At 59.5% G+C, this 26,661-nt stretch carries 28 protein-coding genes and 1 riboswitch; of the genes, 4 read left to right on the forward strand and 24 right to left on the reverse strand.

Translation table 11 applies throughout. The annotated features are described in order from the left end of the window. Window positions 1–30: 30 nt before the first annotated feature. The 13 genes from H4Q31_RS11520 to uptA all read right to left on the reverse strand — a co-directional run bounded on the left by H4Q31_RS11520 (window position 31) and on the right by uptA (window position 9,996). The gene (locus tag H4Q31_RS11520) at window positions 31–1,563 is read right to left on the reverse strand and encodes a spore germination protein (protein ID WP_185179229.1); all 1,533 of its coding nucleotides are present in this window, start codon (window positions 1,561–1,563) and stop codon (window positions 31–33) included. A 148-nt stretch (window positions 1,564–1,711) separates the two neighbouring features. Further along, the gene (locus H4Q31_RS11525; protein WP_185179230.1) at window positions 1,712–2,194 is read right to left on the reverse strand and encodes a hypothetical protein; all 483 of its coding nucleotides are present in this window, start codon (window positions 2,192–2,194) and stop codon (window positions 1,712–1,714) included. A gap of 40 nt (window positions 2,195–2,234) precedes the next feature. After that, entirely contained in the window at window positions 2,235–2,660 is a 426-nt protein-coding gene (locus tag H4Q31_RS11530; protein ID WP_185179231.1) for a hypothetical protein, read from the reverse strand. After that, window positions 2,657–2,803 carry a hypothetical protein gene (locus tag H4Q31_RS11535; RefSeq protein ID WP_185179232.1) on the reverse strand — a complete coding sequence of 49 codons (147 nt, stop codon included), beginning with the start codon at window positions 2,801–2,803 and terminating at the stop codon, window positions 2,657–2,659. Before H4Q31_RS11535 ends, H4Q31_RS11530 begins: the two co-directional genes overlap by 4 nt. Before the next feature lie 31 nt (window positions 2,804–2,834). Continuing rightward, window positions 2,835–2,984 (reverse strand): hypothetical protein, encoded by a 150-nt coding sequence (locus H4Q31_RS11540; RefSeq protein WP_185179233.1) that lies wholly within the window; start codon window positions 2,982–2,984, stop codon window positions 2,835–2,837. Window positions 2,985–3,012: 28 nt separating this feature from the next. Then, window positions 3,013–3,906, reverse strand: a complete 894-nt coding sequence (locus H4Q31_RS11545; protein ID WP_185179234.1) for a hypothetical protein — start codon at window positions 3,904–3,906, stop codon at window positions 3,013–3,015. 62 nt (window positions 3,907–3,968) lie between these two features. Next, a complete protein-coding gene (locus H4Q31_RS11550) occupies window positions 3,969–4,991 on the reverse strand; it encodes a type II secretion system F family protein (protein ID WP_245347476.1) in 1,023 nt (340 codons plus the stop codon). Continuing rightward, window positions 4,900–6,312 (reverse strand): ATPase, T2SS/T4P/T4SS family, encoded by a 1,413-nt coding sequence (locus tag H4Q31_RS11555; RefSeq protein WP_245347475.1) that lies wholly within the window; start codon window positions 6,310–6,312, stop codon window positions 4,900–4,902. The genes H4Q31_RS11550 and H4Q31_RS11555 overlap by 92 nt, the downstream gene beginning before the upstream one ends. Further along, window positions 6,309–7,154, reverse strand: a complete 846-nt coding sequence (locus tag H4Q31_RS11560) for a CpaE/TadZ family protein (RefSeq protein ID WP_185179235.1) — start codon at window positions 7,152–7,154, stop codon at window positions 6,309–6,311. The genes H4Q31_RS11555 and H4Q31_RS11560 overlap by 4 nt, the downstream gene beginning before the upstream one ends. Next, on the reverse strand, window positions 7,151–7,870 hold the full coding sequence (locus H4Q31_RS11565; RefSeq protein WP_185179236.1) for an SAF domain-containing protein: 720 nt from the start codon (window positions 7,868–7,870) through the stop codon (window positions 7,151–7,153). The genes H4Q31_RS11560 and H4Q31_RS11565 overlap by 4 nt, the downstream gene beginning before the upstream one ends. Before the next feature lie 193 nt (window positions 7,871–8,063). Continuing rightward, the gene (locus H4Q31_RS11570) at window positions 8,064–8,693 is read right to left on the reverse strand and encodes an MBL fold metallo-hydrolase (protein WP_185179237.1); all 630 of its coding nucleotides are present in this window, start codon (window positions 8,691–8,693) and stop codon (window positions 8,064–8,066) included. Between the two features lie 18 nt (window positions 8,694–8,711). Further along, a complete protein-coding gene (locus tag H4Q31_RS11575) occupies window positions 8,712–9,278 on the reverse strand; it encodes a thioredoxin family protein (RefSeq protein ID WP_185179238.1) in 567 nt (188 codons plus the stop codon). Window positions 9,279–9,384: 106 nt separating this feature from the next. Next, window positions 9,385–9,996 (reverse strand): undecaprenyl phosphate transporter UptA, encoded by a 612-nt coding sequence (uptA, locus tag H4Q31_RS11580; RefSeq protein ID WP_185179239.1) that lies wholly within the window; start codon window positions 9,994–9,996, stop codon window positions 9,385–9,387. Between the two features lie 201 nt (window positions 9,997–10,197). On the opposite strand from uptA, the gene H4Q31_RS11585 reads away from it, so the two are divergent. Together H4Q31_RS11585 and H4Q31_RS11590 are read left to right on the forward strand one after the other, a co-directional pair. Then, window positions 10,198–10,647 carry a cupredoxin domain-containing protein gene (locus H4Q31_RS11585; protein WP_185179240.1) on the forward strand — a complete coding sequence of 150 codons (450 nt, stop codon included), beginning with the start codon at window positions 10,198–10,200 and terminating at the stop codon, window positions 10,645–10,647. A gap of 295 nt (window positions 10,648–10,942) precedes the next feature. Continuing rightward, complete coding sequence (locus tag H4Q31_RS11590) at window positions 10,943–11,254, forward strand: dehydrogenase (protein WP_185179241.1); 312 nt, start codon at window positions 10,943–10,945, stop codon at window positions 11,252–11,254. Between the two features lie 152 nt (window positions 11,255–11,406). Here H4Q31_RS11590 and H4Q31_RS11595 read toward each other — a convergent pair whose 3' ends face one another. The 8 genes from H4Q31_RS11595 to yyaC all read right to left on the reverse strand — a co-directional run bounded on the left by H4Q31_RS11595 (window position 11,407) and on the right by yyaC (window position 20,976). After that, a complete protein-coding gene (locus H4Q31_RS11595; protein ID WP_185179242.1) occupies window positions 11,407–13,608 on the reverse strand; it encodes an O-antigen ligase family protein in 2,202 nt (733 codons plus the stop codon). Window positions 13,609–14,123: 515 nt separating this feature from the next. Next, entirely contained in the window at window positions 14,124–14,810 is a 687-nt protein-coding gene (locus H4Q31_RS11600; RefSeq protein WP_185179243.1) for a PilZ domain-containing protein, read from the reverse strand. A gap of 98 nt (window positions 14,811–14,908) precedes the next feature. Continuing rightward, window positions 14,909–14,996: riboswitch (cyclic di-GMP riboswitch) on the reverse strand. A 104-nt stretch (window positions 14,997–15,100) separates the two neighbouring features. Then, complete coding sequence (locus tag H4Q31_RS11605) at window positions 15,101–15,778, reverse strand: GGDEF domain-containing protein (protein WP_245347477.1); 678 nt, start codon at window positions 15,776–15,778, stop codon at window positions 15,101–15,103. Window positions 15,779–15,841: 63 nt separating this feature from the next. Beyond that, a complete protein-coding gene (locus tag H4Q31_RS11610) occupies window positions 15,842–17,503 on the reverse strand; it encodes a histidine kinase N-terminal 7TM domain-containing diguanylate cyclase (protein ID WP_245347474.1) in 1,662 nt (553 codons plus the stop codon). A gap of 118 nt (window positions 17,504–17,621) precedes the next feature. Further along, window positions 17,622–18,863 carry a class I SAM-dependent methyltransferase gene (locus tag H4Q31_RS11615; protein ID WP_185179246.1) on the reverse strand — a complete coding sequence of 414 codons (1,242 nt, stop codon included), beginning with the start codon at window positions 18,861–18,863 and terminating at the stop codon, window positions 17,622–17,624. Further along, window positions 18,860–19,522, reverse strand: a complete 663-nt coding sequence (locus tag H4Q31_RS11620) for a DUF6483 family protein (protein ID WP_185179247.1) — start codon at window positions 19,520–19,522, stop codon at window positions 18,860–18,862. Before H4Q31_RS11620 ends, H4Q31_RS11615 begins: the two co-directional genes overlap by 4 nt. After that, window positions 19,515–20,324, reverse strand: coding sequence for an alpha/beta fold hydrolase (locus H4Q31_RS11625; protein WP_185179248.1), 810 nt, complete (start codon window positions 20,322–20,324; stop codon window positions 19,515–19,517). The genes H4Q31_RS11620 and H4Q31_RS11625 overlap by 8 nt, the downstream gene beginning before the upstream one ends. A gap of 130 nt (window positions 20,325–20,454) precedes the next feature. Then, a complete protein-coding gene (yyaC, locus tag H4Q31_RS11630; RefSeq protein WP_185179249.1) occupies window positions 20,455–20,976 on the reverse strand; it encodes a spore protease YyaC in 522 nt (173 codons plus the stop codon). Window positions 20,977–21,175: 199 nt separating this feature from the next. On the opposite strand from yyaC, the gene H4Q31_RS11635 reads away from it, so the two are divergent. After that, on the forward strand, window positions 21,176–21,397 hold the full coding sequence (locus H4Q31_RS11635) for a DUF1128 domain-containing protein (protein WP_185179250.1): 222 nt from the start codon (window positions 21,176–21,178) through the stop codon (window positions 21,395–21,397). A 286-nt stretch (window positions 21,398–21,683) separates the two neighbouring features. Here H4Q31_RS11635 and H4Q31_RS11640 read toward each other — a convergent pair whose 3' ends face one another. Genes H4Q31_RS11640 through H4Q31_RS11650 form a run of 3 tightly spaced genes read right to left on the reverse strand, consistent with a single transcriptional unit; the run spans window position 21,684 to window position 25,484 of the window. Beyond that, complete coding sequence (locus H4Q31_RS11640; RefSeq protein WP_185179251.1) at window positions 21,684–23,294, reverse strand: UDP-glucose--hexose-1-phosphate uridylyltransferase; 1,611 nt, start codon at window positions 23,292–23,294, stop codon at window positions 21,684–21,686. Between the two features lie 19 nt (window positions 23,295–23,313). Further along, window positions 23,314–24,300 carry a UDP-glucose 4-epimerase GalE gene (gene galE / locus H4Q31_RS11645; RefSeq protein WP_185179252.1) on the reverse strand — a complete coding sequence of 329 codons (987 nt, stop codon included), beginning with the start codon at window positions 24,298–24,300 and terminating at the stop codon, window positions 23,314–23,316. Window positions 24,301–24,302: 2 nt separating this feature from the next. After that, entirely contained in the window at window positions 24,303–25,484 is a 1,182-nt protein-coding gene (locus H4Q31_RS11650; RefSeq protein ID WP_185179253.1) for a galactokinase, read from the reverse strand. A gap of 208 nt (window positions 25,485–25,692) precedes the next feature. On the opposite strand from H4Q31_RS11650, the gene H4Q31_RS11655 reads away from it, so the two are divergent. After that, window positions 25,693–26,556, forward strand: a complete 864-nt coding sequence (locus H4Q31_RS11655) for an AraC family transcriptional regulator (protein WP_185179254.1) — start codon at window positions 25,693–25,695, stop codon at window positions 26,554–26,556. The last annotated feature ends 105 nt before the right edge of the window (window positions 26,557–26,661 follow it).

Consider the following 26,661-nt stretch of genomic DNA (forward strand, 5'->3'; position numbering starts at 1 on the left):
GAGGCTCCCCCTCAAAGATCCTGCATCGCGTTATCCTCGGTTCTTGCTCGGCTTCTGTCCCGGCGCTAACCGTCTCTGATCGAAGGTTCCCGTCAATCGAGGACGCTTGGTCATCGACCACCACGGGGCTCGGATGAGCACGTCCTTCCACTCGCCGACTCGCGGCGTCGCCAGAGAAGCCATATAAGGAAGGCCAATGGAGCGCAAGCTGCTCAAATGAAGCACGAGCGCGATAATGCCCATCATGATCCCAAGAAGACCAAGCGTCCCCGCCAGGAAGATCATGGGGAACCGGAGCATCCGGATGGAATTGCTCGCGACATAACGCGGAATCATGCATGAAGCGATACCGGTCAACGCGACGACGATAACCATCGGCGCCGATACGAGTCCCGCCTGCACCGCCGACTCGCCGACGACGAGCGCCCCGACAATGCTGACTGCAGAACCGATCTGCTTCGGCAGCCGCAGACCCGCTTCGCGAAGCGCTTCGAAGCTTACCTCCATCAGAATCGCTTCAACCAGCGCAGGGAAAGGGACGTCCTCCCGCGAGCTCGCCATGCTGAATAACAAAGAGCTGGGCACCATCTCTTGGTGAAACGTTAGAACGGCTACATATAGAGAAGGCAGAAGCAAGGAGATCATGAGAAAGAAGTACCGGAGCCAGCGAATGAAGGTAGAGAAGATATACCGTTGATAGTAATCTTCCGCCGCCTGCATGAGAGACGAGAACGTGATTGGCGCCACCAGCGCGAATGGCGAGCCTTCGGTCAGAATGGCTACCCGCCCCTCTAATAGGCTTGCGCAGACAACATCCGGCCGTTCCGTATCGAGCAATTGAGGGAAAGGCGAGTAGGGGTTGTCCTCGATGAATTCCTCAATATAAACGCTCTCCAGAATGCCATCCGCTTGAATGCGACTCAGCCGGGATTTGACCTCTTCGACAATCGCTGCATCGGCCACCCCCTGGATATACGCCACAACGACATGGGTACGGGTATAGCCGCCGATTCGAACCGAGTCCATCTTGAGCTTGGGAGAACGGATGATACGGCGTATTTGGGACGTATTGATGCGAAGCGTCTCCGTAAATCCTTCGCGGGGCCCCCGAACGGCGGATTCTCCGGCAGGCTCTTCTACGGCTCTCATCTCCCACTTGGCCAATCCAAGCGCCAATGCGTTTAACTCTCCCTCGCAGAGCAAGATCGGGTAACCGTCCATTAGCCTGACAACACATTCGTCCAGGGTCTCAAGCTCCGAAGCATCCGACGCTTCGACCTTCTGCCGCAGCATCTCCTGAAGACCGATCGCTTCCAACGCATCCTCGCGCATGAGCGGAGCAATCACAAAATCTTCGATTCCCCTGTCGTCCGCCAAGCCATCCACGAATATCAGCAGCGCGCTCGTTCTTCCTCCGATCTTGAAGGGACGATAGACGACATCGGAGCAAGAGGAGCAGACGGAACGGATCCATTGTTCATTCCGCGCCAGTTCAGCAGACAACGGCACCGGTTCTGGCTGCGGTTCGGTCTTGGCAGAACCGCGCATGCGATATCGAACCATGGCCCTCCCCCTCCTCGGCGTCTGCAAGGTCTTCGCGCAGACGATAGGGTGTGCGAAGGATTTCTTTCTTATGCAAATTTTGCTTGGGGAGGATAAACACGCCAAAGAAGCCGGAGCATAAGCCCCCGGCTTCACTGGAGAGAGCTGATTAATAGACCATTTCGGCCGCTCCCTTCAAGTCCCATTCCACGGGAGCGAGCACGCCGAACATTCGCGGATAGACCACGTGGACGATAAGGATAACGCCTGGGCGGTTAAGCGTCGTCTCATAGCCGTATTCCGCATTGCGGTAAGTATAGGGGAATGTCTCCGCCTCATTCACGACGCGGAACGCCTTCACCTCTACCCGATCGCGCAGAAAGGCGTCTGCTTCGGGAGAGAAGTCCGCGCCAAGCCGCAAATTCGCTTGCAAATATTCGTTGGCTGCAGCCAGCGCTGCCGTCTCGTCGATCGACAGAATGCCAACCTCGAGCTTCTCCCGGTTCGCCATCTGGGCTGCCGCGTGCGCCGCACGGTCGACCGCCCGCTTCCCTTCGTGCAGCGTTCCAAGCGCGGCTTCCTCATCCATCTGCAAGGCATGAAGCATCCACCAGATCACGATCATCAGCGCAGCAAATACCAGTTTGTGCATGCCCTTCCCCCGCTTCCAGCCTTCCCTTCCCCTACTAACTTCAAGGCACGTATTCACTCATCTTTAAGCCTGCCGCGGAGATGGTATCGCCGGCAGCCGGAGGCTCGATACCGATCAAGCGGTCAATATCCAGCAGGCTCTCGTACGGATAGCGAATGGCCAGCTTGATGCCGACTCCCCGAGGAAGGGGCGCAGCTGGCGTACGCGGGTCCGCTCCCGTCGTCGAATCGACCTCATATTGCAGCAAGGAAGGCTGAAACCCCCGCTGTGACAGGCGGTTCCTCGATTCGTCGATCATCGCATCATCGATGTACCCGTATCGGCCGCTGGCGCCAACCTCAAGCAAGTAATCCACCTCCTGCTGGAGAATGGCTTGCCGGATTAAGAGCACGTGCTTGTACACCGGCGAGAACATCAGCCAGCAGAACAGCGCGGCGAATAATACAAACACGAGCAGCTGCTTCACGGGCTAATCCTGGAGATTCCGTCCGCGATGACGACGCCGGAAGATTGAATGCGCGACTCCGTCCCGCCGTTGCCGCGGGCTACGTTCATATAGATGGCGATGACCGTCATAATGAGCAGAACGGTCATAAGGATCTGCCTCAATTGAAATCCCTCCTTGCTCACCGAATCAGGATCACGGCGCCAGCTCGCCCAGCTTCGTGTTCGCCGCCGTGCCTTGCGTCTCGATCCGAGCTTTGGTGCCGGTCGAATCTTTGGTAATGATGTTCGTGAACATCACCGCGACCACGATCAGCATCATGACGGTAATGAGAATGTTCCGCATGCTTCCAACCTCCCTTCGCATCGCAGATCTAGGAATTCAGAACGTCGAACAGCTGCCTCGATTGCTGAACCCACGGGTACAGGAACACCTGGAACGTATACAGAATGGGCAAGCCCGCCAGCACGAACAGCGCATAGGATACTGTCTCCTTGCGGCCGGCCTTAGCCAGTTCGATCTTGGCCTTGTATTCCTTAACCGATTCCCGCAGCATGTCGAATACTTCGCCGGACTCGTTCAGCCGAAGCGAGCGGATTGTCTCCGCGAATCCGTAGGCTTCGCTAGTGCCTAGACGTTCCTTGAACCGGCTGATGGCGCCTTCCGGATCGTAATACCATTCGTTCAGCATCAGCTGCAGCTCCCACTTCATCAGCCTCGTGTACGGGAGGCATCGCATTAGCTTCCCATGCAGGTGGAGCCGGGAGCCTGCGTAATAGAGCAGTTGGTTGCTAATTAGCACGATCTCCCGGCGAATGCGGTCAGCCCTGTATCGCTTGACCGCTTCCAGGCCGAAGCGGTCGAAGTACACGAGAATCGCCGCTCCTAGCATGGCGGTCTCCGCATAGCCGGCTTGCAGCCCGGAGAGAGCCCCCGCTTCCTCTATGGCGTATGCGGCGATTGCCGCCAACGGGAGCAATGCCAACGCAGTGCGACGCAACGCCAAGTACCACTCTGCCGGCCAGCGGAGTCCGCAGCCTGCCAGGAGCGCGCTCCGCTCGCGAAGCGGCTGGGAATCGCGATGGCTGCCCGTCAAGCGGAGCAACCATAGCGGTGGCTGCCGGCGGTGAAGCGCTCTTCGCGCGATTCGCCAACGGGGCCGGCGTGCGGACAAGTGCCGAAGCAGCAGCCCGATCCCGATCGCGGCGAGCACGAATTGAACCGCGAACCCCAGCGTGTAATACAGCCCAGTATCATACTGTGCCATCGTTCTTCATCGGCTCCTCTCATACCGGGCGCTTCCGGCGCATCGCCGGCGCTATCAGGCTGCTACAGCTTGCGGCGGGACAAATAAACCCCCATCAGAAACGAGATGAACATGAGCACGACCGCGTTGAGAAGCATGCCTCTGCCGACAGGGTCCGTGATGTAGGAACGATAGCTGGCTTCTCCGTTCATCCGAAAGTTGACGGCAAGGAACAAGACCAGGAACAAGAGCGGCGAGAAATTAGCCAGCCGAATCTCCAGCAGCCGGTGGCGCTCCGCTTGCTCTTCCATCCGCGACTTGCGCATATCGCCGATCAATTCCTTCAAATTGTCCGCGATGTCGTTCCCTTCCGTCAGCGCGACGCCGAGCATGTTCGCGAAGTAGTCCGCCCATACGTTGCCGACGGCCATCGCGAAGCGCCGCAAGCTCCCCTCATCGTTCCCTTTGACGCATAAGTTGCGGTACAGCTGCTCGAATACCGATTGAATCTCGCCGGTCAGATGCCTCTCTTCGACCGCCTTCTGCAGCGATGTCCGAATATGCCGTCTTCCCGTGATGAGATAGCTTTGATAGAACAGCTCCAGCGCCGGCAGAAATTCAAGGCGGGTCGCCATCTGCCGATTGATCAGCCGAAACCTCAGCAAGCCATAAGGCAACAGCGCCAGCATCGCACTAAACAGCGCAGCCGAACGGAGAGATTGAAAAAGCGACCAGCCAGCGACGGCTCCTCCCAAGCCGAGCAGCAGAGAAAGCAAAGCAAACTTCTCGACAGTCATCGTCCAGCCTGCGGCGCCGAGCAGATCGGCAACACGGTTATATGGCTTGCCAAGTCTGGACAGATAGCCGGCGACCGCAGTCCGCCAGGAAGACTCGCGCCTCGATTCCAGCCGCCGGTGCCGGAACAGGGAGTCCAATCCGGCGCTGAACCAACCATAGAAAGCGATAAATAAAAAGGTGAACAGGACGATCAGCAGCAGCGGAACCGTGTACCTGTCAATCGGAAAGACCTCCCTTCCGCCGATAGCGTTCGAACGCGGCAGAGTCGGCGCGCCGGATTCGTTCCCAGGCGCGGGCAGAGAAATCAAGCGGCAGCTCCCACGAGTCCCGACTATCGTCATAACGGGCCAGATCGCGCACAACGACGTCTCCGCCTTCCCAAGCGAACTCCCCGATCCGGACGAGCTTGCGGCAGTCTCCGACCATCCGCATCTCGAAGCCGATCTGGGTCACCATCTCGGCGATCCGCTTGGTCAGACGCGTTGGATTCATGCCGCGGCCGTCCAGCATGCACATGTCCGTGATCGTCTCAGGCACATCCTCCAACGCATTCGCGTGGACAGACGTAATGCTGCCTTCATGACCGCGCGTGCAAGCGCGAACGTAGATGTTCGCGTCCTCATCGCGAATCTCCGCATGGCATATCCGCTGCGGAGACTGCCGCAGCGCCAGCTTGAACGCCTGGCGGGAGCCATGGAGCGGATCGTCCTCTTCCGCTTCGTACTCGATCACGTTCTTCTCCGGGAAGTCCTTGGCCAGCCGAAGCTCATATCGGCCTTCGATCGTGACGATCCGCTCTTCATCTGGCATGGCGGCGATCATCGCCTTGATGAAGTGGGTCTTCCCCGTATTCGTCGCCCCGATGACGACCATATTGAACCGGGAGCGAATCAAGGCCCCGAGCAGTTCGCGAATCTCATCATTAATAGTGCGGTACTCGGGCCGGCACAGCGTCTCCAGCTCAAATCTGCGCACCGTGTAGAAGCGGATCGTAAGCGTCGGCTGCGCCGTGAATCCGAAGCCGGTCATCGTCACGCGGGAGCCGTCCAGCAGCAGTACCTCCGCCCATCGCTTGCGCGGATTGATTCGGTCGTTGTTAAACAGCACCAGATTCTGCTGGATACGTTCCACTTGCGAGATATCGTCGAACCGATAGACCGAAGGATATGCCTTCCCGTCGCGCACCTCGAAGATGCGCGTCCCGACGACCTGCACCTCCTCTAGACCCTCCCGGTCGCGAAGCACCAGCTCCAGCACGTTCAGCCCGATCACTTCCGCGAACAACGCTTCCGCCAGCGTGCCGTACTGCATCGGCCCGAGCGCATAGTGCTGAAGCCGCTTCTTCATGACCCAGTCTGATAATACGGCCAGCATCTCCGAGCGCTCCTGCGGGAACCCGATCACCGCGCGGTTCAGCTTCTCCGCATACTTCCGGCGTTCTTCCTCGCTCCAGCCCCTCGGCGCCGCAAGCATCTGCCGCGCTTCTTCCTTCAACTCCTGCACATCAAGCCGGCCGCCTTCCGGCATGCGCAGCACCGCAGCCGCAGCCGGCATCTCTCCCTCCGCCTGCAGCTTGGAGGCGTAGGCCGCAGCCGAGAACCGCGTCGGCCTATCATCCGCGGCCATCATCCGCCTCGGCTCCGATGCATCATTAATCGGCGCATCCACGGACGCTCCGTCCGCTGGAGCCGCTCGCTCCAGTTCAGCCTCTTCAACAGCGGATCTGCCACTTGATCGAAAGCCTGCGCATGCCGCTCCTCCATCGCCAGCCATTCGTCCAGCCGCCCGCTGTCCAGCTGCAGATGAAGGCTCTCCTTCAGCTTCAGCTCCGAGAATGAGACGCATCCCGTCTCCTTGCGAATCTCCTTCATACCGAACCCTCCCGAATGCGGATATGCCCCTTGCAGTAGCACGAGCTGGAACTGCTCTTGAGCGATGCCGAATTGTGCTCCGACTTGGCCGGTCCATCGGTTAACATCTTCCTGGAAGTGGGACAGGCTTCCCGTCGTCACGAGACAACGGTGATCCGCTTCGCGCATGGCGCAGACCGTAGCCGCATTGTCCCAATAAGCGCTCACGTCCGCGATCGTCAGATCGAACGCTTCCCGCGACGCCTGAAGCAGCCTCTCGATCTGCTCCGGCTCGTAATACTCCGCTTGATCGCGGGCCAAGTTGCCGAACAAGACGTGCAAGCCGTTCAGCCGCGAAGGAGCGAACGAGTATTGCCTCAGCTTGTCCCCAGTCAGCGTTCCCGCCTTCAGCTCCGGACGCAGTCCGTCCAGCGTCACTTCCGGCTTGTCGATGCCTAGATACAGATGGGTCTTGGCACTCTTCAAGTTAAGGCAGAGGAACCCGACCCGCTTGCCGGTCATCGTCGCGATGCGGAACGCCGTGCCGAACGCGGTGACCGAAGTGCCGATGTTGGGCGTCGATCCCGCGAAAGCCACCAGCTTGCCTGCCGCTGCGCTCATTGTCCCGCCTCCTTCCCGTTCGGGCTGAATGCCGAAGCCTCGAACGCGATAATCAGCTTAGCGCTTCCGTCCTTGCAAGCCGAATCGAGCGCCAGCCACTGCGCTTCCGTCAAGTTCAGATTAACCGAGTCGATGCTGCCGTTCGCGTCTCGGCGGGATGCGTACAGCTGCTCTTCGTCACCCTCCACCAGCGACTGCAGACCGGAACGATCCGGATTCTCGAGCTCCATGTTGGCCGCCGTCTTCACCGCAGCGACTACCACCGGCTCAGGATAGAGCCGGCGCGACGGGCCTAACTCAGACGAGACGAACACGCTCGCCCAGTCTCCCGCGCGAAGCCCGTTGGACACCGACTTCACATATTCGCGCGGAATCTGGAAGGTTGCCTCCCCTTCGCGCGGCAAGAGCGGGAAGCGGCTGATCTTCCAGCCCAGCAGCGGCTCGCCTCCCCCCAGCGGGGCGAACGTCTGCATGCCTTCGGCGTCTTCCACCCGCCGGATCATGTCTTGATCCAATGACCCGCGCGGAATGGACGCCACTGTCAGCATCCCCTTGTCCAGAATCGTGCCGGCGGGCACGAATTGTCTCGGGACAACGATCTCTTCCGTCTCTTCCAGCCGAATGTGCCGAAGTTGCAGCAGATAGACGCCATAAACGAGCAGACCCGACAGCAGGGCTGCGGATAAGCTGATGACCATTTGGCGTTTGCGATTCACAATCCATCCTCCTCTTCTCGATAAAAAACAAAAAGAACGCAAGCGAGTGAGAGTCGAGCTCTCCTTCGCCTGCGTTCTTCGCAGCCGTAAATCGTAAACCTTGGTATCGCTATATTAGCAGATGCTGTAACCCATGTAAAGCATAAATTTACATTTACTCTCAATAGGCGACATTTCCTGCAAGCTGCGTCTTCTAAGCCCGGACGTACGGATTGTCCCGCTTCTCCTCGCCGATCGTCGTCTCCGGCCCGTGTCCCGGCAAGACGATGACGTCGTCCGGCAGCGCGTACAGCTTCTCGCGGATCGACCGCTCCAGCGCAGGCCCGCTCCCGCCCGGCAGGTCCGTCCGTCCGACCGAGCGGCGGAACAGCGCGTCCCCGGCGAACAGCAGATCCCCGCAGCGCAGGCTGACGCTGCCGGGCGAATGCCCCGGCGTGTGCAGAACGTCGAACGTCTCGCCGAGCAGCTCCAGCTTCTGGCCGTCTGCAAGATATGCGTCCGGCGGCTCGGTCGTTATGGGCCCGCCGATGTCGGGCCACATCAGCGATCCGTTCTTGGCCGGATCGGTTAACCAATCCTTCTCCGAAGCGTGCAGGTAGACCGGGCAGCCGAACCGCTTGCGCAGCTCGGCGACGCCGCCGATATGGTCGAAGTGCGCATGCGTCAGCACGACCGCTTCGACCTTCAGCCCTTCCAGCCGGCGAAGCAGCGCGGCGTCCGGCGTACCGGGATCAATGACCGCCGCGCGCGTGCGCGTCGCGTCAATCAGCACGTAAGCATTCGTCTGCAAAGCGCCCAATGTATAGCGTTGAAAAGTTAGCATTTTCGACAACCGCCCCTATTAGGCTCGTTCCAGAATCGCTTGCAGCTCGCGCAGAATAACCGGCGTGTAATCGGCCGCGTCGCCATAGCGGCGCACGATCTCCTTGCGGGCTACGCCCAGCTTCTCTTGGTAGTCCGGCGCCTCGCGATCCGGATTCGCCTCCTTGAAGGCGAGCATCACTTCCTGCACATGCTGCGGACGAGGACCCCACTGGCCGAGCAGATGGCCGCCCGTGTCGGTGATGAGCACGATCGGGATGGAACGGCCGCCGAACGTCAGAAATTGATCGATCAGATCGTAATGCTGCTCAATAATCATCACTTCGGTCGGAACGCCGCCCGCCTCCATGGCGCGGAGAACGATCGGCACGCTGCGCAGCGCGTCGCCGCACCAATCCGCGGTAATGATCATGCAGCGCAGATCGTCGCGGTTGTTCAGCGATTCGTAATACTCCTGCAGCTCAGCGGTTGGCCAGGCGAACTGCTCGTAATTCGCATGGAACGCTTCGCGGTTCTTCTCCATCCCGTCCATGAACTGCTTAGGCGAGATGCCCTTATTCAGATATTGGCCCAATTGTTGGCTCATGAGGGTCCCTCTTTCCTCTAATAGGATCTGGATTCCAATCGGATCTATTGTATCAAATCGCGGGACGCGGATGAAGGATGAAGGATAAAGGATAAAGGATAAAGGATTATGCCTTCGGCTTCGAACGCTTGCGCACGTACTGGAACAGGAAGTAGACCACCAGCAGCGCGATGGCGATTAGAATGACCGGCTGCACGTAAGGGGCCGCCTTCTCGTCGATCTTCTCCCATTGCGACCCAAGCGACCAGCCCAGGCCAACGAACAGCAGCGACCACGGCAGCGAAGCGACGAATGTCAGCAGCGTGAACTTCCCCAAGTTCATGCGCGCCATGCCGGCTGGAATGGAGACGACCTGCCGCATGACCGGCACGAAACGCCCGGTGAAGACAATCACGGAGCCGTACTTGTCGAACCACTTCTCCGCCAGATCGATATGTTTGGGTTTGATATGCAAATATTTGCCGAGCTTGTCGACGAGCGGACGCCCGCCGAATCGGCCGATGGCGTATAGAATCCACTGCTGAAGAAGCGCGCCGATCGTTCCGCATAATACAGCGACGAAGTAATTAATGTCCCCCTTGGAGACGAGGTACCCGCCGTAGCCCAGCACGATCTCGCTCGGAATGACCTCAATCGCAAGGCCAATAATGATGCCGAAATACCCCAGGCTCTCGATCCAGCTCAGCAGTTGAGCCAGCCATTCGTGAATCAAACCCATTCCATAGCCTCCCATTACCTATCGACAGCTTCCGGCCGAGCCGTCTGGCGATAATATCTACTCTATCATAAGGGCAAGCTCCCCCTCCGCGCAAACCTATCGTCCATGAAGTCTTCCAAGCCCCAGCTTGTCATGCGGGGACGGGCTCTTGCATACATTTCTATTAGAACGAGGATCAAGACGAAGAGGAGAGAGCGGACGATGAGCAAAGTGGTTTTCATTAGCAAAAAGAGGGTTCAATGGTACATCATCTTGGCGGCTGCGATCATCTTGGCGGGCTCGTACGTGGGGTGGACACAGTCGAGAGCGGCATCGGCCCCGGTATCCGCGGAGCCGCAGGTGTTCCAGATCGTCACGGGGGAATTCTCCTCCAGTTCGAACGGCAAGCAGCTGGAATCGTATGTGTTCTCGCCGGGGTCGATTATCGTCCACAAGAACCAGCCGGTGGAGCTTCACATCACAGGCGTCAGCGGACAGTCGCATCCATTCTACATCGAAGGGCTGGACAACGTATCCGGCACGATCAACAAGGGCAAGACGACGATCGTTAAGTTCACTCCGACGGAAGCCGGCACGTATCCGATCATCTGCACGACGCACAGCGACCCGAATACGAGCATCCCGATGGTCGGGTATTTGTACGTAATCTGAGGCGGCTGGTGAGAAGGCGGTTGTGAGGGCAGGTTGACGGCGGCGAGTCTAGAGACGGCTATGAGGGCGGACTGTTGACGGTGGTCGAAAAGTTGGCTGTAAGAGCGGGCATTTGTTCCGCTCTTTTCTTGTTGTATTCGTGCGGCGGCTTCCTCTTATCGGTCGCTGCCGCCGCGGACTGCCTCTCGCTCATCAACAGGCGCGGATCGAACCGGCTCCGCCGTCTATTGGCGTTATGCGACTCGGTGTCCATCCCCCGCTCTGACGCATAGGCTATCGCGGGAGAGGATGACCAATGAGAACCGGACAGCCTAAGCACGAAGCTCAGCTTCCGAACCTTCGTTCTATTCGGCGCGCATGCGGACTCGAGCTCTACAGGACAGCCAAGCGGCTGAAGCAGTATATTCCCGCCGAGCTTGTCCAGCAGGCGGAAGAGATTTACGTCAAGCGAGTCGTCGGCAACCTGCTCTGGATCCATGAGAATCGCAGCAACCGCAAGAAGCTCGCCGATTGGTGGGAAGACGAACTGAGCGAAGAGATCGCCGCTCTATGGAACGTCGACCGCGAGTCGCTGGCCGATGCGTTCCGCAAAGCGTTCGGCGGGTGAGATGGCGGCAGTCCCGCAGTCCAGAAGGAGTGCGGGACGGTTCGGGCGAGGAATTAGTCTGATTTGAGACTAATTCGGGCTGATGCGGACGTTCCGGCGGCGAGTTAGTTCGTTTTGAGACTAATTCGGGATGTCCCACCGCTCGAGCGTAGTCAGCCTTCTGCTTCCTCTAGCCGCTTCAATCGCTCGGCGGCTTCTTGGCTCCACTCTGGCGAGTTCTCCTGCATCACTTCGAGCAGAAGCGAGCGCGCTTCCTCCGTCCGGCCAAGCAGAGCCATCGCTCTTGCCGCGTTGGTCTTAGCGGAGACGAACAGCGCCAGCTTCTTGTCCTCCCAAGGATTGGCTTGTCCCGCGTATGTCTGCCGATACAGTTCGCGGTAACTCTCGAAGAATTCGACGGCTGCGGCCGCGGCGGTGCGGGCTTCGTCGCCGCGGCCGGCGTACGCGAGCCGATCGGCGAGCGTCGCCATGCGGGCGATCGCGGCGTTCTGCGCCTCGCGATCGTACCGCCCGAGGCGCAGCCCCTCGCGCAGATGATCGCGCGCGAGGGCAGGCTGCCCGAGCTCGGCATACGTTGCGCCGAGCTCAAGCTCCAGCGGCGCGGATTGCGGCTCATATCGCAATCCCGCCGCCAGCAGGCTCGCCCTCTCCTGCATCGGCAGGAGAGCGGCGAGCTGGAGGCGGACCGTCGTCCACGACGGATCCGCCTCTAGCGCGGCGCGCAGGTGCGCAGCACGCGCGCCCGGGGCTGCCGCCGCGAGCGCAGCATCCTGCTCGCTCGCGGCGGCAGCGCTTCGCCAAGCCGCGGGCAATGCCGCGGCGGCGAAGCCAAGCAGCAGCGCAGCGCATAGCGGCGCTGCCAGGCGCGGCGGCCAGGCGGTACGCGGCCGCCGCGGCCCCGGCTGCGCGGCGGCGTATACGCCCGCGCCCGGGGCCGGCTCTTGCTCGCGCGCCGACAGGTGCAGCGCGAGCCAATAGAACAAGAGCAGCCATGCGAACCCGTAGGACCAATCAAAGTCGATCGCCGCGTGGCTAAGCAGTACGGCGGCCGGCCCCCATACGCCAGGCGCGCCCCTGCGCAGCTTGCACGCATACCAGGCCAGCATGCCAAGCAGCAGAACGATGCCAAGCAGCCCGGTGTCGATCAGCATCTCCAAATACCCGCTATGGACCTCATTGCCGATATATGGCTCGCTCTGATACAGTCCGACTAGCATTCGCCAGCTCTCACCGCCCGTCCCCAGCCACGGATGGTCACGGAACATCCGCAGTGCATCGGCATAATACATCTGTCTCGCCGCCGCCGTCTCGAAATGCCCGACAACTCTCGCCCCCGCCGTCCCCCCTCCAGCTAGCAGCAGGTATGCCGCGAACATTCCCATCACAAGTAAGAACAGGCCGCCTGGCGTTGATGCCGCAACTTTGACAGCCTTCGCGCAGCGTGCTCCCCATCGTCTCCGGCCTGAATACAATCCGGAATTCCGAATGACAAATAGGAGGCCACCTCCTACTAGAGTCGCTGCGATCAGCGCCCACATTCCGTCCCCCGGCCGCCCCTGCTTCATCGCCTCGAACGCCTTGCTCGCTGCAGCTGCCGCCAGCGCCGCAGCGATTCCTGCTGCGGCGAAGCCGCTCCCTCGCTGTTCCGGCTTGCGGAGCGCCGCCGCAATGACGAACCCGATCGCCAGCGCCAACAAGGCGCCTCGCGATTCGGTTAAGAACAACGCGCCGAGCGTCGGTACGAGCAACAAGGAAGACGCCAGCGATTCCGTCCGACGCTCGGAAGCAATCAACTGCCATTGCATTAGCGCGAAAGCCGCGACGACAGCCCCGAAGGCATTCGGATACTGCAAGAAGCCAGCGAGCCTGGCGCCGTTCGCCGCAAGCGCCGCTTCATTCGAGCGGAAGATGATCTCGGGGAATCGAAGCCAGTCGAACCAGCCCAGCCAGCCCCCGATGACAAGAAAGGCTCCCACTGCTTGCAACCCTGCCCATGCCGCCTTGCGCCGCAACGAATCGGCCATGAGAATACCCAGCAGCACCATCCAAGAGGCGTATGCCGTCCAGCGGAGGAAGGCGTCCGCCGTCCCTTTAGTTGATGCCGGCTGCAACATGTATACGAGCGCGTACACAGCCGCGATCGCGAACGGAGCGAGCGACCAGGGCTTCACCCGCCATGGAACGAAGCTCCAACAGCCCGCGATTCCGGCCAAGACCGCACAGGTGATAATCGACAGCTCTAGCCAATAGAAGTCGGAGTCAAAAAAAAGACCGCTGCGGTAAGCGGAGCAGCCAAGCGTAATTGCAAGCGCTATTGCGCCGAGAAGGCCAACTATCCTTAGTCCCCGAGTCATCGCTACGCCCCACTAAATGCCAAATGTTGTCTCTCAACTTTAGCTTAATAGCTTCTCTCTTGTGAAGCAAGGATGCTCCCGATGAGGCAGGCTGAGCCCGTTGTTGAACAACCCCTACTTATCCACTGCTTTGCCCACAGAAAATATGATTTTATCCACGATATCAACCGAGTTACCCACATTATCCCCACATTCTATCCACTAAACCGCCGGTTATCGCCCATGAACAAGTCTAACTCTCTCCTATTATCTGTCGATATCCACGATGCCCAAGCGGTTACCCCCAACTTATCCACTGCTCACCCACAGAATTGACCCCTTTTATCCCCAGCACTCGACTAATATCCCCAGGGCAAGTAGAAGGCAAAAAAAAATAGGCGCGCGACGATCACGAGCCTGCTCCTGTATATATCCGTGCCTTACTCTTGTACGTACTCCTGCCTGTCTTGCTCTGTCTTGCTCTATCTTGTTCTATCTTGTTCTATCCTGTATTGCCTTGCCCAGCCCCGCTCTCGCTATGAACGCTTCTTCACGGCCTGGCCGCGCAGCTCGATCTGCTTCTCCACTTGCTTGCGCAGCACGAACGCCCGAAGCGGACGCATCATATCCATGTCCTGCAGCTTCATTCGCATGCCGTAGCTTAACACGTCGGCATCTGCGCGGTCACGGCGAACGATCTCCAGCTCGCATTCGAGCATGAAGCCAAGGTCAAGAATGGCGCCGAGCTGCGCCGCCTTCGCCAATGCCGGATGCTTCGGAATTCGCAGCCCGACGCCGGCGATACTTATATCGCTCAATTCGGCTTCGAGCGGCTCCGGAAGCAGTTCCGTCTCGCCTCTCTCGCCGACTACCCGGAGAATCTTCGCTTTGCCTGTCGTCTCGACCCGGAAGTACTCTCGCTTCTCTTGGAATTTCTTCATGATGAGCGGAGGCTGAATGACCGCGACGGCTCCTTCATATTTAGCGAACACGATCGATTGGAATGTCTGGATTCCCGCCGGCGAGTAGACCGTCATCGTCACGGCTTCTCCCAGCTCGAAGCGGTTGAATTCGTGCAGCTCGATCTCGAACAGTTCTCCTTCAACTTGAGTCATGATGCCCGTGGCGACAAAATGGGAATTCGCGATAACCGTTCGGCAATGCAGCAGCGACTTCACCGACAGCGAATCTTTATCTGGTTGTATGGGGACTCTATGCGCCATTTTATCCTGCCACCTTTCCCGCTATCACCGAATAAAAAAAGCCGCCTCTCGATTGGAAGGCAGCCGGACAACCGTATCGGCAATTCCCGGAGGAAGTTACCGGCGGCTAGGCTGTCATCGTTCCATAGAACTTTAGACCCTATAGCTTTGCGTCCTTGCCTTTCAGCAAGTTTGCCCAATTTAAGTATGTAATAAGAGCATGGGATAACGAGGATAACGTAAATATAGCATTAAACGGACTAAGTAGGTAGACCTATTTCTACAATAATCGATCTGACTTGGATACTAATTTAGGCCTTAAGTCGATGAATCGTCTCTTCCTTCTTGCGAAGCTTCTTGTCCTCATACATGCCGCGATCCGCCGTTTGAAGCAATTGCTCCAGCGTCTTGCCGTCCTCCGGGAATACCGCCGTTCCGATCGCGACCGAGATCGGCTTGTCCGTCGACTGTGACAGCCGCTCCATCCGCTCCTCGATGAGTCGATGGAGCGAGTTCGACGCGCCTCTGACTGCATAGGGACTGAGGATGAGGAATTCATCTCCGCCCCATCGTCCGACGATCTCGCCGCGGTTGCAGCAGGAGGCTAACGCCTTCGCCAATTGGACCAACACTTCGTCGCCGCTTCTATGGCCGTAAGTATCGTTAATCAACTTGAAGTCGTTCAGATCAACCAGCGTCACCGAGATCCGCTTGCCTCCTCGCAGCGCTTGTTCGGATAAGCGAGTGAAGCAGCGGTCGATGAACCTTCTGGTGAAGGCGTTCGTCAAGCTATCCCGCTCCGAGCGGGATTTGATGCGGTCATAATGCCTGCCCAGCATCCAGCCCGTTGGCAGAAGCACGCAGGCAAACCCGATTCCGGTCGCGCCGACGATAATCTCCCATCCCGAACCTTCTGCTTCTATGGCTATTACGATCGCTGCGGCTGCACTGATGATGGATGCCAGGGTGATGCCGAACCATTTTCCCATGTGATCCAACTAAACTTCCTCCATCCAACTTCATGGAATGTCCGTTCCGAACAATGAACAACATCAATTGACTTGTGCGATGACGGCGCGGTTGCGCCCTTCGTCCTTCGCCTTATACAAGGCTGCGTCGACGCTCGAGAACAATCCGCGCAAATATTCCTTCACATCGTCCACCTGCTGATCGAAGTTATCTTCCGTCACGATGCCCATGCTGATCGTGATCCCGATCTGCTCCTGCTCCGAATCGATCCGGTTATCGAAGACGGCAGCCATAATCCGCTCCGCCAGATGCTCCGCCTGCTCCCGATTCGTATGCGGCAGATACACCGTGAATTCCTCGCCGCCGTAACGGGCTAGAATATCCGTGCGCCTCAGCTGGCTCTTCACGATCTCCGCCGTGCGCCGGATCACTTCGTCCCCGGCCAGATGCCCGTATCGGTCGTTGACATGCTTGAAGAAGTCGATGTCGAACAGGAAGATCGAGAACGGAATGCGATATCGCAGATTCAACAGCACTTCATGCTCCAGCTGCTGCATCAGGAATCTCCGGTTGTAGCAGCCGGTCAAGCTGTCCGTAATCGCCATCTGCTCCAGCTTCTGGTTGACCCGATAGAGCTCGTCCTGTATGGTGATCAGTTCCAGGTTGCGTTCATGCAGCGCTTCGTTCTTGCGATTCATCTCGTCAACCAGCTTGCGCAGCTCGGTCACATCATGGAACGTGATGATTCGGCCGAGTACCGCCTTCGTATGGTCGAGGACGGGCGAGATCTGAATCGAGACGTGCCGCTGATCGTGCAGCGTAAGCTCCGTCTGCAGCCTCTCTTGGGGGTAGTGGCGATAGCGATATAGGAACTCGCCGACGCCTTCCTGACTGTGGAGCGATGCGAGGAACTTCTCCATCTCGAAATGGTCGCCCTTCGTGACGTTCGCGAACGATCCGGAACCCCGATTGGCTTCCAATACCTTGCCGTTGTCGTCGACGACGACGATGCCCATTGTCATATGTTCGAAAATATCCTGCTGCGCCATGCTGAGAATATCGAACATGCCGAAGCGGTAGATCGCCAGAATGAAGCAAATGTCAGACAACAGAATCCCGAGCGACATTAGGCCAGGAACGACCGGCAAGTAATCCTTCAGCAGAACATTCACCAGCAGGTCCAGCATGGAGAACCCGCTCAACACGAACATGCCAATCAACGTCGTCGCCAGCTGCTTGCGCCGATGAACGGACGTGTCGTTCTTTAGCTCGTGGAACATCTGGATCAGCGTGAAGAACAAGTAAGCGTACTGAACGATGGAGAGCACCCAGAAGAGCGGTCCGTACTTCCGCATCGGCTGATCGCCGGCCAGCATCTCGAAGAACAGATGGTTCGGGTTCCAGATCACTCCCGCGATGCACACGAGAGCAGGCGCCAGCATCGCCGCAAGGCGGGCAGGCTTCAGCATCGAAGAGCGCTGCGTCAAGAACAGCACGAAGCAGAGCCACCCCGGCCCGATTAATCCGACAGCCACGAAGGAGAGCTGGATGAAGAAGTTCTGGTAGTGAGGATAGTCGGTAATGTTGGCGGCAAGCTGACCAAGCGGCCATAGCATCATGAGAAAATGGAATGCTAAATATAATTTGTGCGTGAGCGTTAGTCTATTAAATGCTATGACGCAAGCAAATAAGATAAAGAGAGAGATGAACAAGAGCAAATCTGGCCATAGGAGTCCCAAAGGCATTCACCTTTTTCGCGTTTCTTTCCCCGGAAAACATGGGACTTAATTCCTTTATTCTACCATACTCTGGTTTTTTTCGACAATATAGACTTGCCGATTTGGCCTTGTATTATAGATTTCCTTAGCGCTCGCGCTCCGAATTGTTGAAATTGGACAAAATAGTCGCCAATTCGCCCTGCGAATTCCTCTCCATATATGGGGATATCCCCAAGAAGTCACGCATCGCCGCATATTCGGAAGCGGCTTCGCAGCTGCCCTGCTGGCCTGTTCGGACCGCGCGGATGAGAATATTTTTGGGCGTGTGCTCCAGATCAATAAATTCAAGCAGCTGCGTCCGGTAGCCGGCCGTCTCCAGAAGCTGCGCTCTGACCGCGTCCGTCACGAGAGCCGAGAAGCGTTCTTTGAGCAGTCCATGCTTCAATAGAGGCTTGAGCATCGGCTGCGACAGCTGGCTGAACAGCTCGTGCTGGCAGCAAGGAACGGAGAGAATCACATTAGCCTGCCACTCGATCGCCTGCAGCAGCGCCGCATCCGTAGCGGTGTCGCATGCGTGGAGCGTGACGACCATGTCCACCTCGGCCGATTCCTTGTACTTCGAGATGTCGCCTACCGCGAATCGAAGCTTGTCCCAGCCGAGCTTGGCGGCCAGCCGCGAGCAGGTCTCGATGACATCCTTCTTCAGGTCGAGTCCGAAAATGGTTACGTTCCGACGCTCCCGAATCGCGAGCCAGTGGTAAAGCGCGAATGTCAAATACGACTTGCCGCAGCCGAAGTCGACGATCCGGATCTCCCGATCCGCCGGCAACTGGGGCAGCGTATCCGCCACCATCTCGAGAAAGCGGTTGATCTGTCGGAACTTATCGTACTTCGCCTTCACAACGCGGCCTTCCGGCGTCATCACCCCCAGCTCGATCAGGAAAGGAACCGGTTCGCCTTCCGGCAGCGCATACGGCTTCGTTCTATTGTGCGCTTGCGCGGCTGCGGCAGAGTCCGCTTGCTTGGAGGTAGGCGCCTGCCGCAGCAGCGCCGGCTTGCCCTTCTTGCTGACGAGCACCTGCACGTCGGCTTCCGGCGTCTTGATCAGCGCTTGGCGGTAGTCCTCGCTCAGTAAGCGCTCCATCTCGCCCGCCGCCTGCTCAGGCGTCAAATTGTCGTGCAGCGCCTTGTTGCCGACCAGCCGTTCGAATTGATAATGAAGCGTGTTCTTCAAGCGAACCGGTCGAACCGATATTCGGCGCGCGGCTTCCGCAGACTTGCTCCTCGGCTGGCTCAGGGTCGCCTGCAGCAGCTGTTCGGATTGAATCGTCTCTTGGAGAAAAGCTTGCAGCTCTTCCCTCTTCTTATCAGGGATTGCATCGTTCATGAGGCCGTCTCTCCTGCCAGCTTGATCCATTGCTCTAGTCCTTCCCGAAGCTCGCCGCGAGGCAGTCCACCGCGCTCGAGCGCATCGTCTTCCAATCGCTCCAGCCGCTTATAGAAGGAGCGGCCCTCGTCAGCCGTGACGGCTCGATCTTCGTAGAGCTCGTACAGCCTATTTTCAGCATCCGCATATTGGCCTTGGCTCTCCTCCCAGCCCCAGATCGAACGCTTGGTCTCGCTTGTCGTCTCGTAAGGCTCGAGTCCGGCGATCAGCTCGCGGACGCGCTCTTCCATCCGAAGCCCCTTGATCGGGCCGCCCTCCAAGATAGCGTAGATAAGCAGCCGAAGCGCCTTCTCGTATCGCGGAACGGCGTCGACGGTTCGTCCGGTCTCCCGCAGCAGATCGCCATCTTCTTGCAAGAACGCCGCAATGATCGCGACGGACTCGAGGTTAGGCGCGCTTCCGATGCTCAGCATCTTCAGCAGATCCTCGTCCGACAGGCCGAGCGCAAGCCGGGTGCGCATTCGCAGCTCGCGGCTGAGGAACTCATCGATCAGCTCCATCGCCTCGTCATGCTTCTTCTGCTCCTTGAGCCCCATCAGCCTGCCCATCGCGACCGACATCTGCGAGATAAGCCGCATCAGATAGTCGCGGTCATACATCGTTCCGGCGTCCTTCGGAAGTCTCGATGAAGGACGCGATCGCATTCGCGAACGCTTCCGGCGCCTCCATCATGCCCATGTGACCCGATCCGGAGAGAAGCACTTGCGTCACGTTCGGGCCGGACGCCGGGAACCGCTTCTCCGGCGCGATGACGCCGTCTTCTTCGCCTGCCAGCAGCAGCACGGGCTTATGGAATTGCTCCAGGATGGAGCGGCGGTCAGGCCGTTCCTTCATGCCGAGTGCTCCGCCGATCGCTCCGAGCGGTGACGTACCGTATCCGATGACCGTTGCACGCGACAGCTTGCTGCGCATCGAAGTTCGGTGCTCGGGCGCGAACAGCTTCGGAACTAAGTCGTCGATGTGGCCTTTGATGCCTTCCAGCGCGATGCGCCGGGCTGCGGCGTCGCGTCCCGCCTTGCCGTTCTCGTCGTCGGGGAACGTCGTGGAGTGCAGGAGGCCGAGCCCCAGGACCCTGTCCGGATACTTCTCCGCCAGTGCAAGGGCGGTATAGCCGCCCATCGAGTGACCCAGCACGTACGCCTTCGGAATGCCGAGCTCGTCGAGCAGCTGCACGGCATCCTCCGCCAGCTGTTCCATCGGATAAGCTCCGTTCGTCGCTTGCGTCTCGCCGTGTCCTCGGCAGTCCGGTGCGATGATCCGGAACTTGGCGTTTAGCAAAGGCAGCACGTCGTCCCAATAATGGCGGCTCCCGCAGTAGCCGTGCAACAGCAAGACGGGCGTTCCGGCGCCTTCGTCCGCGCAGGCTGCCTGCAGCGAGTTGGCGAGCGTTACGATTGGCATAAGTCACGTCCTTTCGAGATGAGGTCTGCATGGGATTTGACGTCGATACATGTACGGATTCGTTCGCGGATTCAATATCGATATTGTAGCGAATCGAGCTCCTACAATTCAAATCGGCTCCGGCTTTGGATCACATCGGCTCCGGCCACTCGGCCTTGATCGCACCGGCGATCTGCCGCGCCATGCCGAGCACATGGTACAGCGAGGTCGTCTGCAGCGTCCAATAGGGCTTGGGCCCGTTCGCGTTCACGATCGCCGCGACGCTGTATGCGCCGACGGGAGCGAACGCCTTGCCTACGGATTTGGCCGGCTGAAGCGGCCCTTCGGCGACGAGGAATCGGCCGACGTTCTCCGGCCGCCCGAGACAGGCGTCGATGGCGACGACAGGCTCGCCAGGCGATAGGCTTGCGATCACCTCCGGCAAACGGTCGGCATCGCAAGGCTTCTCGAGCGTGCCGATGACGCGCGAGAAGCCTTCGTTGGCCAGCATCGTGCCGACCCAGGGGCCGAGGCTGTCGCCTGTCGACCGGTCGGTGCCGATGCAGAGGAAGGTCAATTCGGATTCGGCATGCCGGGCGGCGACCCCTGCGAAGAAGCGGCGAAGGCCGGAGACGTCGGCAAGCAGATCTTCGGGGCGTGAAGCTTGGACCATGCGGGTCATAAGTCTCCTTATATGACAGGTTGGTGTCGAGTATGGGGTATGGCGGAATCCGCGCGGCGGCGGTCCGGTCTGAAATGTTTTCTAACAGGGTAACATGGCTCGTGCCGGAACGCCACCTTTCGCGGTTTCGGGGGCGGGTGAGGTATGGTACAATGGGCTTCATCAAGCAATCAGAGAGGAAGCGAAGCGAATGGATTTGTCTATGCCGACGAAGGAGAACGTCGAGTACATGATCGAGGCGATCAAGACCAAGCTGAGAATGGCTTCCGGGGCGGCGATGCAGGCAGCGCATTTTCAAGTGGACCGCTACGAGGATATCAAGGACATATACGATATGGTGCAATCCAAAGACCGCTTCAGCATCAGCGAAGTGGAAGCGCTCGTCTCCGAGCTGGGCAAGCTGCGCGGGTAATGGGAGCGGCTGAGCCGCAAGAGTGGCTGTTAGCAGCCGACATACTAGAAATCCCGCCCTGCCGGACAAGCTGGCGAGGCGGGATTTGGTCGTTGCAGGCGAGCTCAACCTGAAGCTCCCAGAGCTCAAAGCCCGCTCGCCGTTCAGAGTTCAGAAATTCATGTTGCTCATTGCTCATGCCAGCCACGGCGCATTCTGCAACTCGCGTCGACGAAGCTCCTTTGCCGCCGCCAGGCTAGGGCAGATTTGCCAGAGGATCTGTTGCTCTGCACGCAGCCGAATATGCTCAGAAGCCGGCGGAGGCGAGGAACCGCTCGAACGAGGTGCGGCCGGGGGCGGTCTCCTTGTAGACGCCGGCGTCGCGCAGGACGGCGGCGAACTTGTCGCCGACCTCTCGTTGCAGCAAGCGGGCGGCGTCCTCCGCCGCCATAGCTGTGCCGTACGCGCTGACAAGTTCGGCGATCCAGTCCGCATGCTTCGCCAGCGGATGCGCAGCGTCCGCCAGCGCCGCCGGATCGTATGCCGCAGCGCCGGTCAGCAGCTCCGCGATATCTGCCAGCTCCTGCTGCAGGCGGCCCGGGAGAACGGCAAGACCCATCACTTCGATCAAGCCGATGTTCTCTTTCTTAATATGGTGCAGCTCCCGGTGCGGATGGAAAATCCCGTCCGGATGCTCCTCGCTCGTGCGGTTATTGCGCAGCACGAGGTCGAGCTCGTACTCGCCGTTGTCCCGCATGCGGGCGATCGGCGTAATGGTGTTGTGCGGCGTCTCGCCCGAGAACGCCGCCACCTCCGCCGCCGCGTCGCTATAGCCGCGCCAGGCATCCAGCACGCCGCCGGCGGTCCGCAGCAACGCATCGCGATCCTCCGAACGCAGGCGAAGCACGGACATCGGCCACTTGACGATGCCGCCGCGAACCTTCGGCTCCTGCGAATGTTCGCGCCATGCGTCGACATCCGCTTGCTCCATCGGGAATACGTGCCTTCCGGCCTGGAAATGATCGTGGTTCAGAATCGAACCGCCAACGATCGGCAGGTCCGCGTTCGAGCCGATGAAGTAGTGCGGGAATCGCTCCACGAAGTCGAGCAGCCGGGCGAACGTCTCGCGCGAGATGCGCATCGGCACATGCTCGCCGCGGAGGACGATGCTATGCTCGTTGTAGTACACGTAAGGCGAATACTGGAAAAACCACCGTTCCCCCTGCAGCTCCACCGGAAGCAGCCGGATGTTCTGGCGAGCCGGATGATCGGGCCGTCCTGCGTAACCGACATTCTCCTTGCAGAGCAGGCACGGCGGATAATTCGATTGCGGCAGCGTCTTCAGCAGTGCGATCTCCTTCGGATCCTTCTCCGGCTTCGACAGGTTCACCGTAATCTCCAAGCCGCCGTAGGCCGTTGGGTGAAGCCAATAGCCGTTGCGGCGAATCCGGTCCATCCGAATATAGTTCGAGTCCATGTTCAGCCGGTAGAACCAATCGGTCGCCGCGACAACGCCCTTCTCCTTCTTCAGCGCTTCGAACAAGGCCGCCGTCTCCGACGGACGCGGCATGAGCAGACCCATTATCCGTGCGTCGAAAAGATCGCGGTACGTCACCGTGTCGTCCGGAATAAGCCCTAACTCAGCCGCCGCATCCAGCAGCGGCTCGAGCAGAGGTGTCGGGCTATCCGGAATCGGTTCGTCGAACGCCGTGTCCATCGCAGCCTGATCGGGCTCGCTCAATCGGAAGAGATCCAGCAGCGCATTGACGGCCGCTTCCTTGTCTAGCTCCGCGATCATGTCCCGCCGCAGCGCGAATTCCACCAGCCGTACGATATGGCGCGTGATAGCCGCCGGCGATCCTTGCGTCACGTTGCTCGGCTTGCCTGCTTGAGCCGAGCCTATCGATGATGTCTCCATCCCCTGCTGCCTCCCGTTCTTACTTCCGGTACCCGTTCGGGTGCTCCCGGTGCCATTCCCATGCGCTGGCGACAATATCGCTCAGCTTCTCGCGGCGCGGACTCCAGCCGAGCTCGGAACGGGCGCGCTCCGAAGAAGCGATCAGCACCGCAGGATCGCCTGCCCGGCGCTCCTGCACGCGCACCGGTATCGGGTGGCCTGTCACTTCTCGCACCGTCTCGATCACTTGCTTCACCGACGAGCCGCTGCCGCTGCCCAGATTGTAGACGGCGCTGTCGCCGCCCTTGCGAAGCCGATCAAGCGCGAGCAGATGCGCATCAGCCAGATCGCTGACGTGAATATAGTCGCGAATGCAACTGCCGTCCTCCGTCGGATAATCTTCGCCGAAGACGGAGATGAATTCGCGCTGGCCGAGCGCGACCTGCAGCACGAGCGGAATGAGATGCGTCTCGGGGCTGTGGTCCTCGCCGATCTTGCCGCTCTCATGCGCACCCGCCGCATTGAAGTACCGCAGCGATACGTATTTGACGCCGTGTGCGACGTCGAACCAACGAATCATCTTCTCCATCGCCAGCTTCGTCTCGCCGTACGTGTTCGTCGGCTGCGTCCGGTCGAATTCCTCGATCGGCACCTTCTCCGGTTCACCGTACGTGGCTGCTGTCGAAGAGAAGACGATGTACTTCACGTCCGCCTTCTTCATCGCTTCAAGCAGGCACAGCGTCCCGTACACGTTGTTGTGGTAGTACTTGCCGGGATTCTCCATGCTCTCGCCGACAAGCGAATTCGCCGCGAAATGGATAACCCCGTCGATCTCGTTCTCCGCGAACACTTGCGCCAGGAACGCTTCGTCTCGCAGGTCGCCGACGTACAGCTTCCCTCCGAGCACCGCCTCGCGATGACCCTGATAGAGGTTGTCGACGACGACGACTTCCTCGCCTTTCTCCAATAGAGCCGCCACTGCGTGAGAGCCGATATACCCTGCGCCGCCCGTTACCAATACCGCCATGGTTACGCCTCCTCCTTCCATTCGCGCACGCCGTCGCCGATGTCGCAGACGTAGAAGGCCGGCTTTAGACCCGTGCGCTCTTCGTATTTGGAACCTACTTCCGAGATGAACCGTTCGACCGAATCTTGGTGCACAAGCGAGACCGTGCAGCCGCCGAAGCCGGCGCCCGTCATTCGGGAGCCAAGCACGCCCGGCACTTCGCGGGCCGCTTCGACCATGGCGTCCAGCTCATCGCCCGTTACCTCGTACAGGTCGCGCAGCGAATCGTGCGAGGCGTTCATGAGCAGGCCGAACGCCGCCAGATCGTTCTTGCTGAGCACCTCAACAGAGCGGCCGACGCGGTCGATCTCTTCTACGACGTGGCGGGCGCGGCGGCGCACCGTCTCGTCCGCGATCAGATGCTCGTTCGCCTCGAATTGCGCAAGCGTCAATTGGCCGAGCAGGGTCAAATCCGGGAACGCTTGGCGCAAATCCTGCACCGCTTGCTCGCACTCCGCGCGGCGCTCGTTGTACTTGGAATCGACCAGTCCGCGGCGCTTGTTCGTGTTGCCGATGACGAGCTTGTAGTCGCCGGATTTGAACGGGACGAGCTCGTACTTGAGCGTATCGCAATCGAGATGAATCGCATGGTCCTTCTTGCCGTTCGCGACGGCGAATTGGTCCATAATGCCGCACTTGACGCCGACGAACTCGTTCTCCGTATGCTGCGACCAGCGAGCGATCTGCACCGTGTCCGTCTTCTCCGCTTCCAACGTCAGCAGCGCGAACATCGTGACGACCTCGATCGAAGCCGAGGACGACAAGCCCGATCCGTTCGGAATCTCCCCGTGGAAAAGCAGGTCATAGCCCCGCGTTAAGCTTAAGCCCCTCTGTTCGAGCTCCCAAGCGACTCCCTTCGGATAGTTCATCCAATCGTCTTCCTCGCGGAACGACAGCCCGTCTGCGTCGATCACGCCGCCGAGCGCGAAATTCGTGGATGCCAGCCCCAGCATGCGATCCTCGCGCGGACGAATGAGCAGCGTCGTGCCAAACGTCAGCGCCGCCGGGAACACCGCCCCGCCGTTGTAGTCGGTGTGCTCTCCGATCAGATTGACGCGTCCTGGCGCATGGAAGACGCGAATGTCTTGCGCGGACCCGCCGAAGCGGCTCGCGAACTCTCTTTTTAGATCCGGAATGTGCGGCATAAGATTGATAATCGCTCCTTCTGGCAAGCAGATTTGGTAGCTTCAGTATAACGAATTTTGAAGCGGACGGAAAATGGCGGGATGTGTTCTTCACATGGAGAAAAGTGACTTTCGAGATTCGCACCAGCTCATGTGCGTGATACAATGAGAGAAGCCGTACAAGCGATGGAAGGAGACGACTCTTCCGTCGAATGGAGGAGTGGAAGGAATGCGCAGAACGCCGACGTACCGCGTCGTCTCCAACCCTGCCGGCATGGAGCTCGAGGCCGCCGGAGGCATAACCGTACTGTTCGCCGGGGAGAGCCAGACGAGCCCGGAGCATCGGGTCGGACCGAAAGTAGTGGACTATTATTTGCTGCATCATGTGATCTCCGGACGGGGGACGTTCGTCTCCGGCGATCTGCGTGCTGAGCTGCGCGAGGGGCACAGCTTCCTGATTCCGCCGAAGCAATTGGTCAGCTATGCCTCGGACCCCAGCGATCCTTGGAAATATCGCTGGGCCGCCTTCGACGGCGATCTGGCGCCGCATCTCGCTGAGACGGCCGGCTTCGGACCGGAAGGCGGGTTCGTCGACACCGGCGAGAGCAGACTTCCGGCCGAGATGTGCAAGAACATCTTCGAAGCGTTCCGCTCCCGCAGCCGTTCCGCTTCGCTCGAAGCATCGGGCTATCTGTACCTGCTGCTGGCCGCCTTGCAGGATGCCTCCTCCGAGGCTCAGCGCGCCGCGCTCCGCCCAGACTCCCACAGCGACGAGCTGGTTCGGCGGATGATCGGCTACTTGTCCACGCAATATGCCGAGCCCGTCACGATCGAAGCGATGGCCGAAGCGATCGGCTACAACCGCGCGTACCTGTCCCGGCTGTTCAAGCGCCGCACCGGCATGACGCCGATCGCCTTCCTGACGCAGGCGCGGATCGACCGCGGCCGCCGTCTGCTCCGAGAGCGGCCGGAGTTGACGATCGAGCAGATCGCCTCGTCCGTCGGCATTCAGGACGCGCTCTACTTCTCGAAGCTGTTCCGCCGCCGTTACGGCGAGTCGCCGACGGAGTACCGGCATTCTGCGGGACGTTGACACACGGGCAGGCGCTCCCGTAGAGTACTCCTGCGCGGGAATTACTCGGGCAAACCGTGTAACTCAACTCCACTGAGTACTCCTGTGCGGGAATTACTCGGCCAA

The sequence above is a fragment of the Cohnella lubricantis genome (assembly GCF_014212015.1).
GTDB classification, from domain to species: Bacteria; Bacillota; Bacilli; order Paenibacillales; family Paenibacillaceae; genus Cohnella; species Cohnella lubricantis.

What these genes read in the sequence shown, in the direction of transcription:
- H4Q31_RS11595 (WP_185179242.1), bottom strand. Translation starts at nt 13,608, where the DNA reads ATGACTCGGGGACTAAGGATAGTTGGCCTTCTCGGCGCAATAGCGCTT.
- yyaC (WP_185179249.1), bottom strand. Translation starts at nt 20,976, where the DNA reads ATGGTCCAAGCTTCACGCCCCGAAGATCTGCTTGCCGACGTCTCCGGC.
- H4Q31_RS11625 (WP_185179248.1), bottom strand. Translation starts at nt 20,324, where the DNA reads ATGCCAATCGTAACGCTCGCCAACTCGCTGCAGGCAGCCTGCGCGGAC.
- galE (WP_185179252.1), bottom strand. Translation starts at nt 24,300, where the DNA reads ATGGCGGTATTGGTAACGGGCGGCGCAGGGTATATCGGCTCTCACGCA.
- H4Q31_RS11540 (WP_185179233.1), bottom strand. Translation starts at nt 2,984, where the DNA reads ATGCGGAACATTCTCATTACCGTCATGATGCTGATCGTGGTCGCGGTG.
- H4Q31_RS11520 (WP_185179229.1), bottom strand. Translation starts at nt 1,563, where the DNA reads ATGGTTCGATATCGCATGCGCGGTTCTGCCAAGACCGAACCGCAGCCA.
- H4Q31_RS11610 (WP_245347474.1), bottom strand. Translation starts at nt 17,503, where the DNA reads ATGCCTTTGGGACTCCTATGGCCAGATTTGCTCTTGTTCATCTCTCTC.
- H4Q31_RS11545 (WP_185179234.1), bottom strand. Translation starts at nt 3,906, where the DNA reads ATGGCACAGTATGATACTGGGCTGTATTACACGCTGGGGTTCGCGGTT.
- H4Q31_RS11620 (WP_185179247.1), bottom strand. Translation starts at nt 19,522, where the DNA reads ATGTATGACCGCGACTATCTGATGCGGCTTATCTCGCAGATGTCGGTC.
- H4Q31_RS11605 (WP_245347477.1), bottom strand. Translation starts at nt 15,778, where the DNA reads ATGGGAAAATGGTTCGGCATCACCCTGGCATCCATCATCAGTGCAGCC.
- H4Q31_RS11560 (WP_185179235.1), bottom strand. Translation starts at nt 7,154, where the DNA reads ATGAGCGCAGCGGCAGGCAAGCTGGTGGCTTTCGCGGGATCGACGCCC.
- H4Q31_RS11590 (WP_185179241.1), top strand. Translation starts at nt 10,943, where the DNA reads ATGAGAACCGGACAGCCTAAGCACGAAGCTCAGCTTCCGAACCTTCGT.
- uptA (WP_185179239.1), bottom strand. Translation starts at nt 9,996, where the DNA reads ATGGGTTTGATTCACGAATGGCTGGCTCAACTGCTGAGCTGGATCGAG.
- H4Q31_RS11570 (WP_185179237.1), bottom strand. Translation starts at nt 8,693, where the DNA reads ATGCTAACTTTTCAACGCTATACATTGGGCGCTTTGCAGACGAATGCT.
- H4Q31_RS11555 (WP_245347475.1), bottom strand. Translation starts at nt 6,312, where the DNA reads ATGATGGCCGCGGATGATAGGCCGACGCGGTTCTCGGCTGCGGCCTAC.
- H4Q31_RS11640 (WP_185179251.1), bottom strand. Translation starts at nt 23,294, where the DNA reads ATGGAGACATCATCGATAGGCTCGGCTCAAGCAGGCAAGCCGAGCAAC.
- H4Q31_RS11655 (WP_185179254.1), top strand. Translation starts at nt 25,693, where the DNA reads ATGCGCAGAACGCCGACGTACCGCGTCGTCTCCAACCCTGCCGGCATG.
- H4Q31_RS11585 (WP_185179240.1), top strand. Translation starts at nt 10,198, where the DNA reads ATGAGCAAAGTGGTTTTCATTAGCAAAAAGAGGGTTCAATGGTACATC.
- H4Q31_RS11600 (WP_185179243.1), bottom strand. Translation starts at nt 14,810, where the DNA reads ATGGCGCATAGAGTCCCCATACAACCAGATAAAGATTCGCTGTCGGTG.
- H4Q31_RS11650 (WP_185179253.1), bottom strand. Translation starts at nt 25,484, where the DNA reads ATGCCGCACATTCCGGATCTAAAAAGAGAGTTCGCGAGCCGCTTCGGC.
- H4Q31_RS11635 (WP_185179250.1), top strand. Translation starts at nt 21,176, where the DNA reads ATGGATTTGTCTATGCCGACGAAGGAGAACGTCGAGTACATGATCGAG.
- H4Q31_RS11575 (WP_185179238.1), bottom strand. Translation starts at nt 9,278, where the DNA reads ATGAGCCAACAATTGGGCCAATATCTGAATAAGGGCATCTCGCCTAAG.
- H4Q31_RS11525 (WP_185179230.1), bottom strand. Translation starts at nt 2,194, where the DNA reads ATGCACAAACTGGTATTTGCTGCGCTGATGATCGTGATCTGGTGGATG.
- H4Q31_RS11615 (WP_185179246.1), bottom strand. Translation starts at nt 18,863, where the DNA reads ATGAACGATGCAATCCCTGATAAGAAGAGGGAAGAGCTGCAAGCTTTT.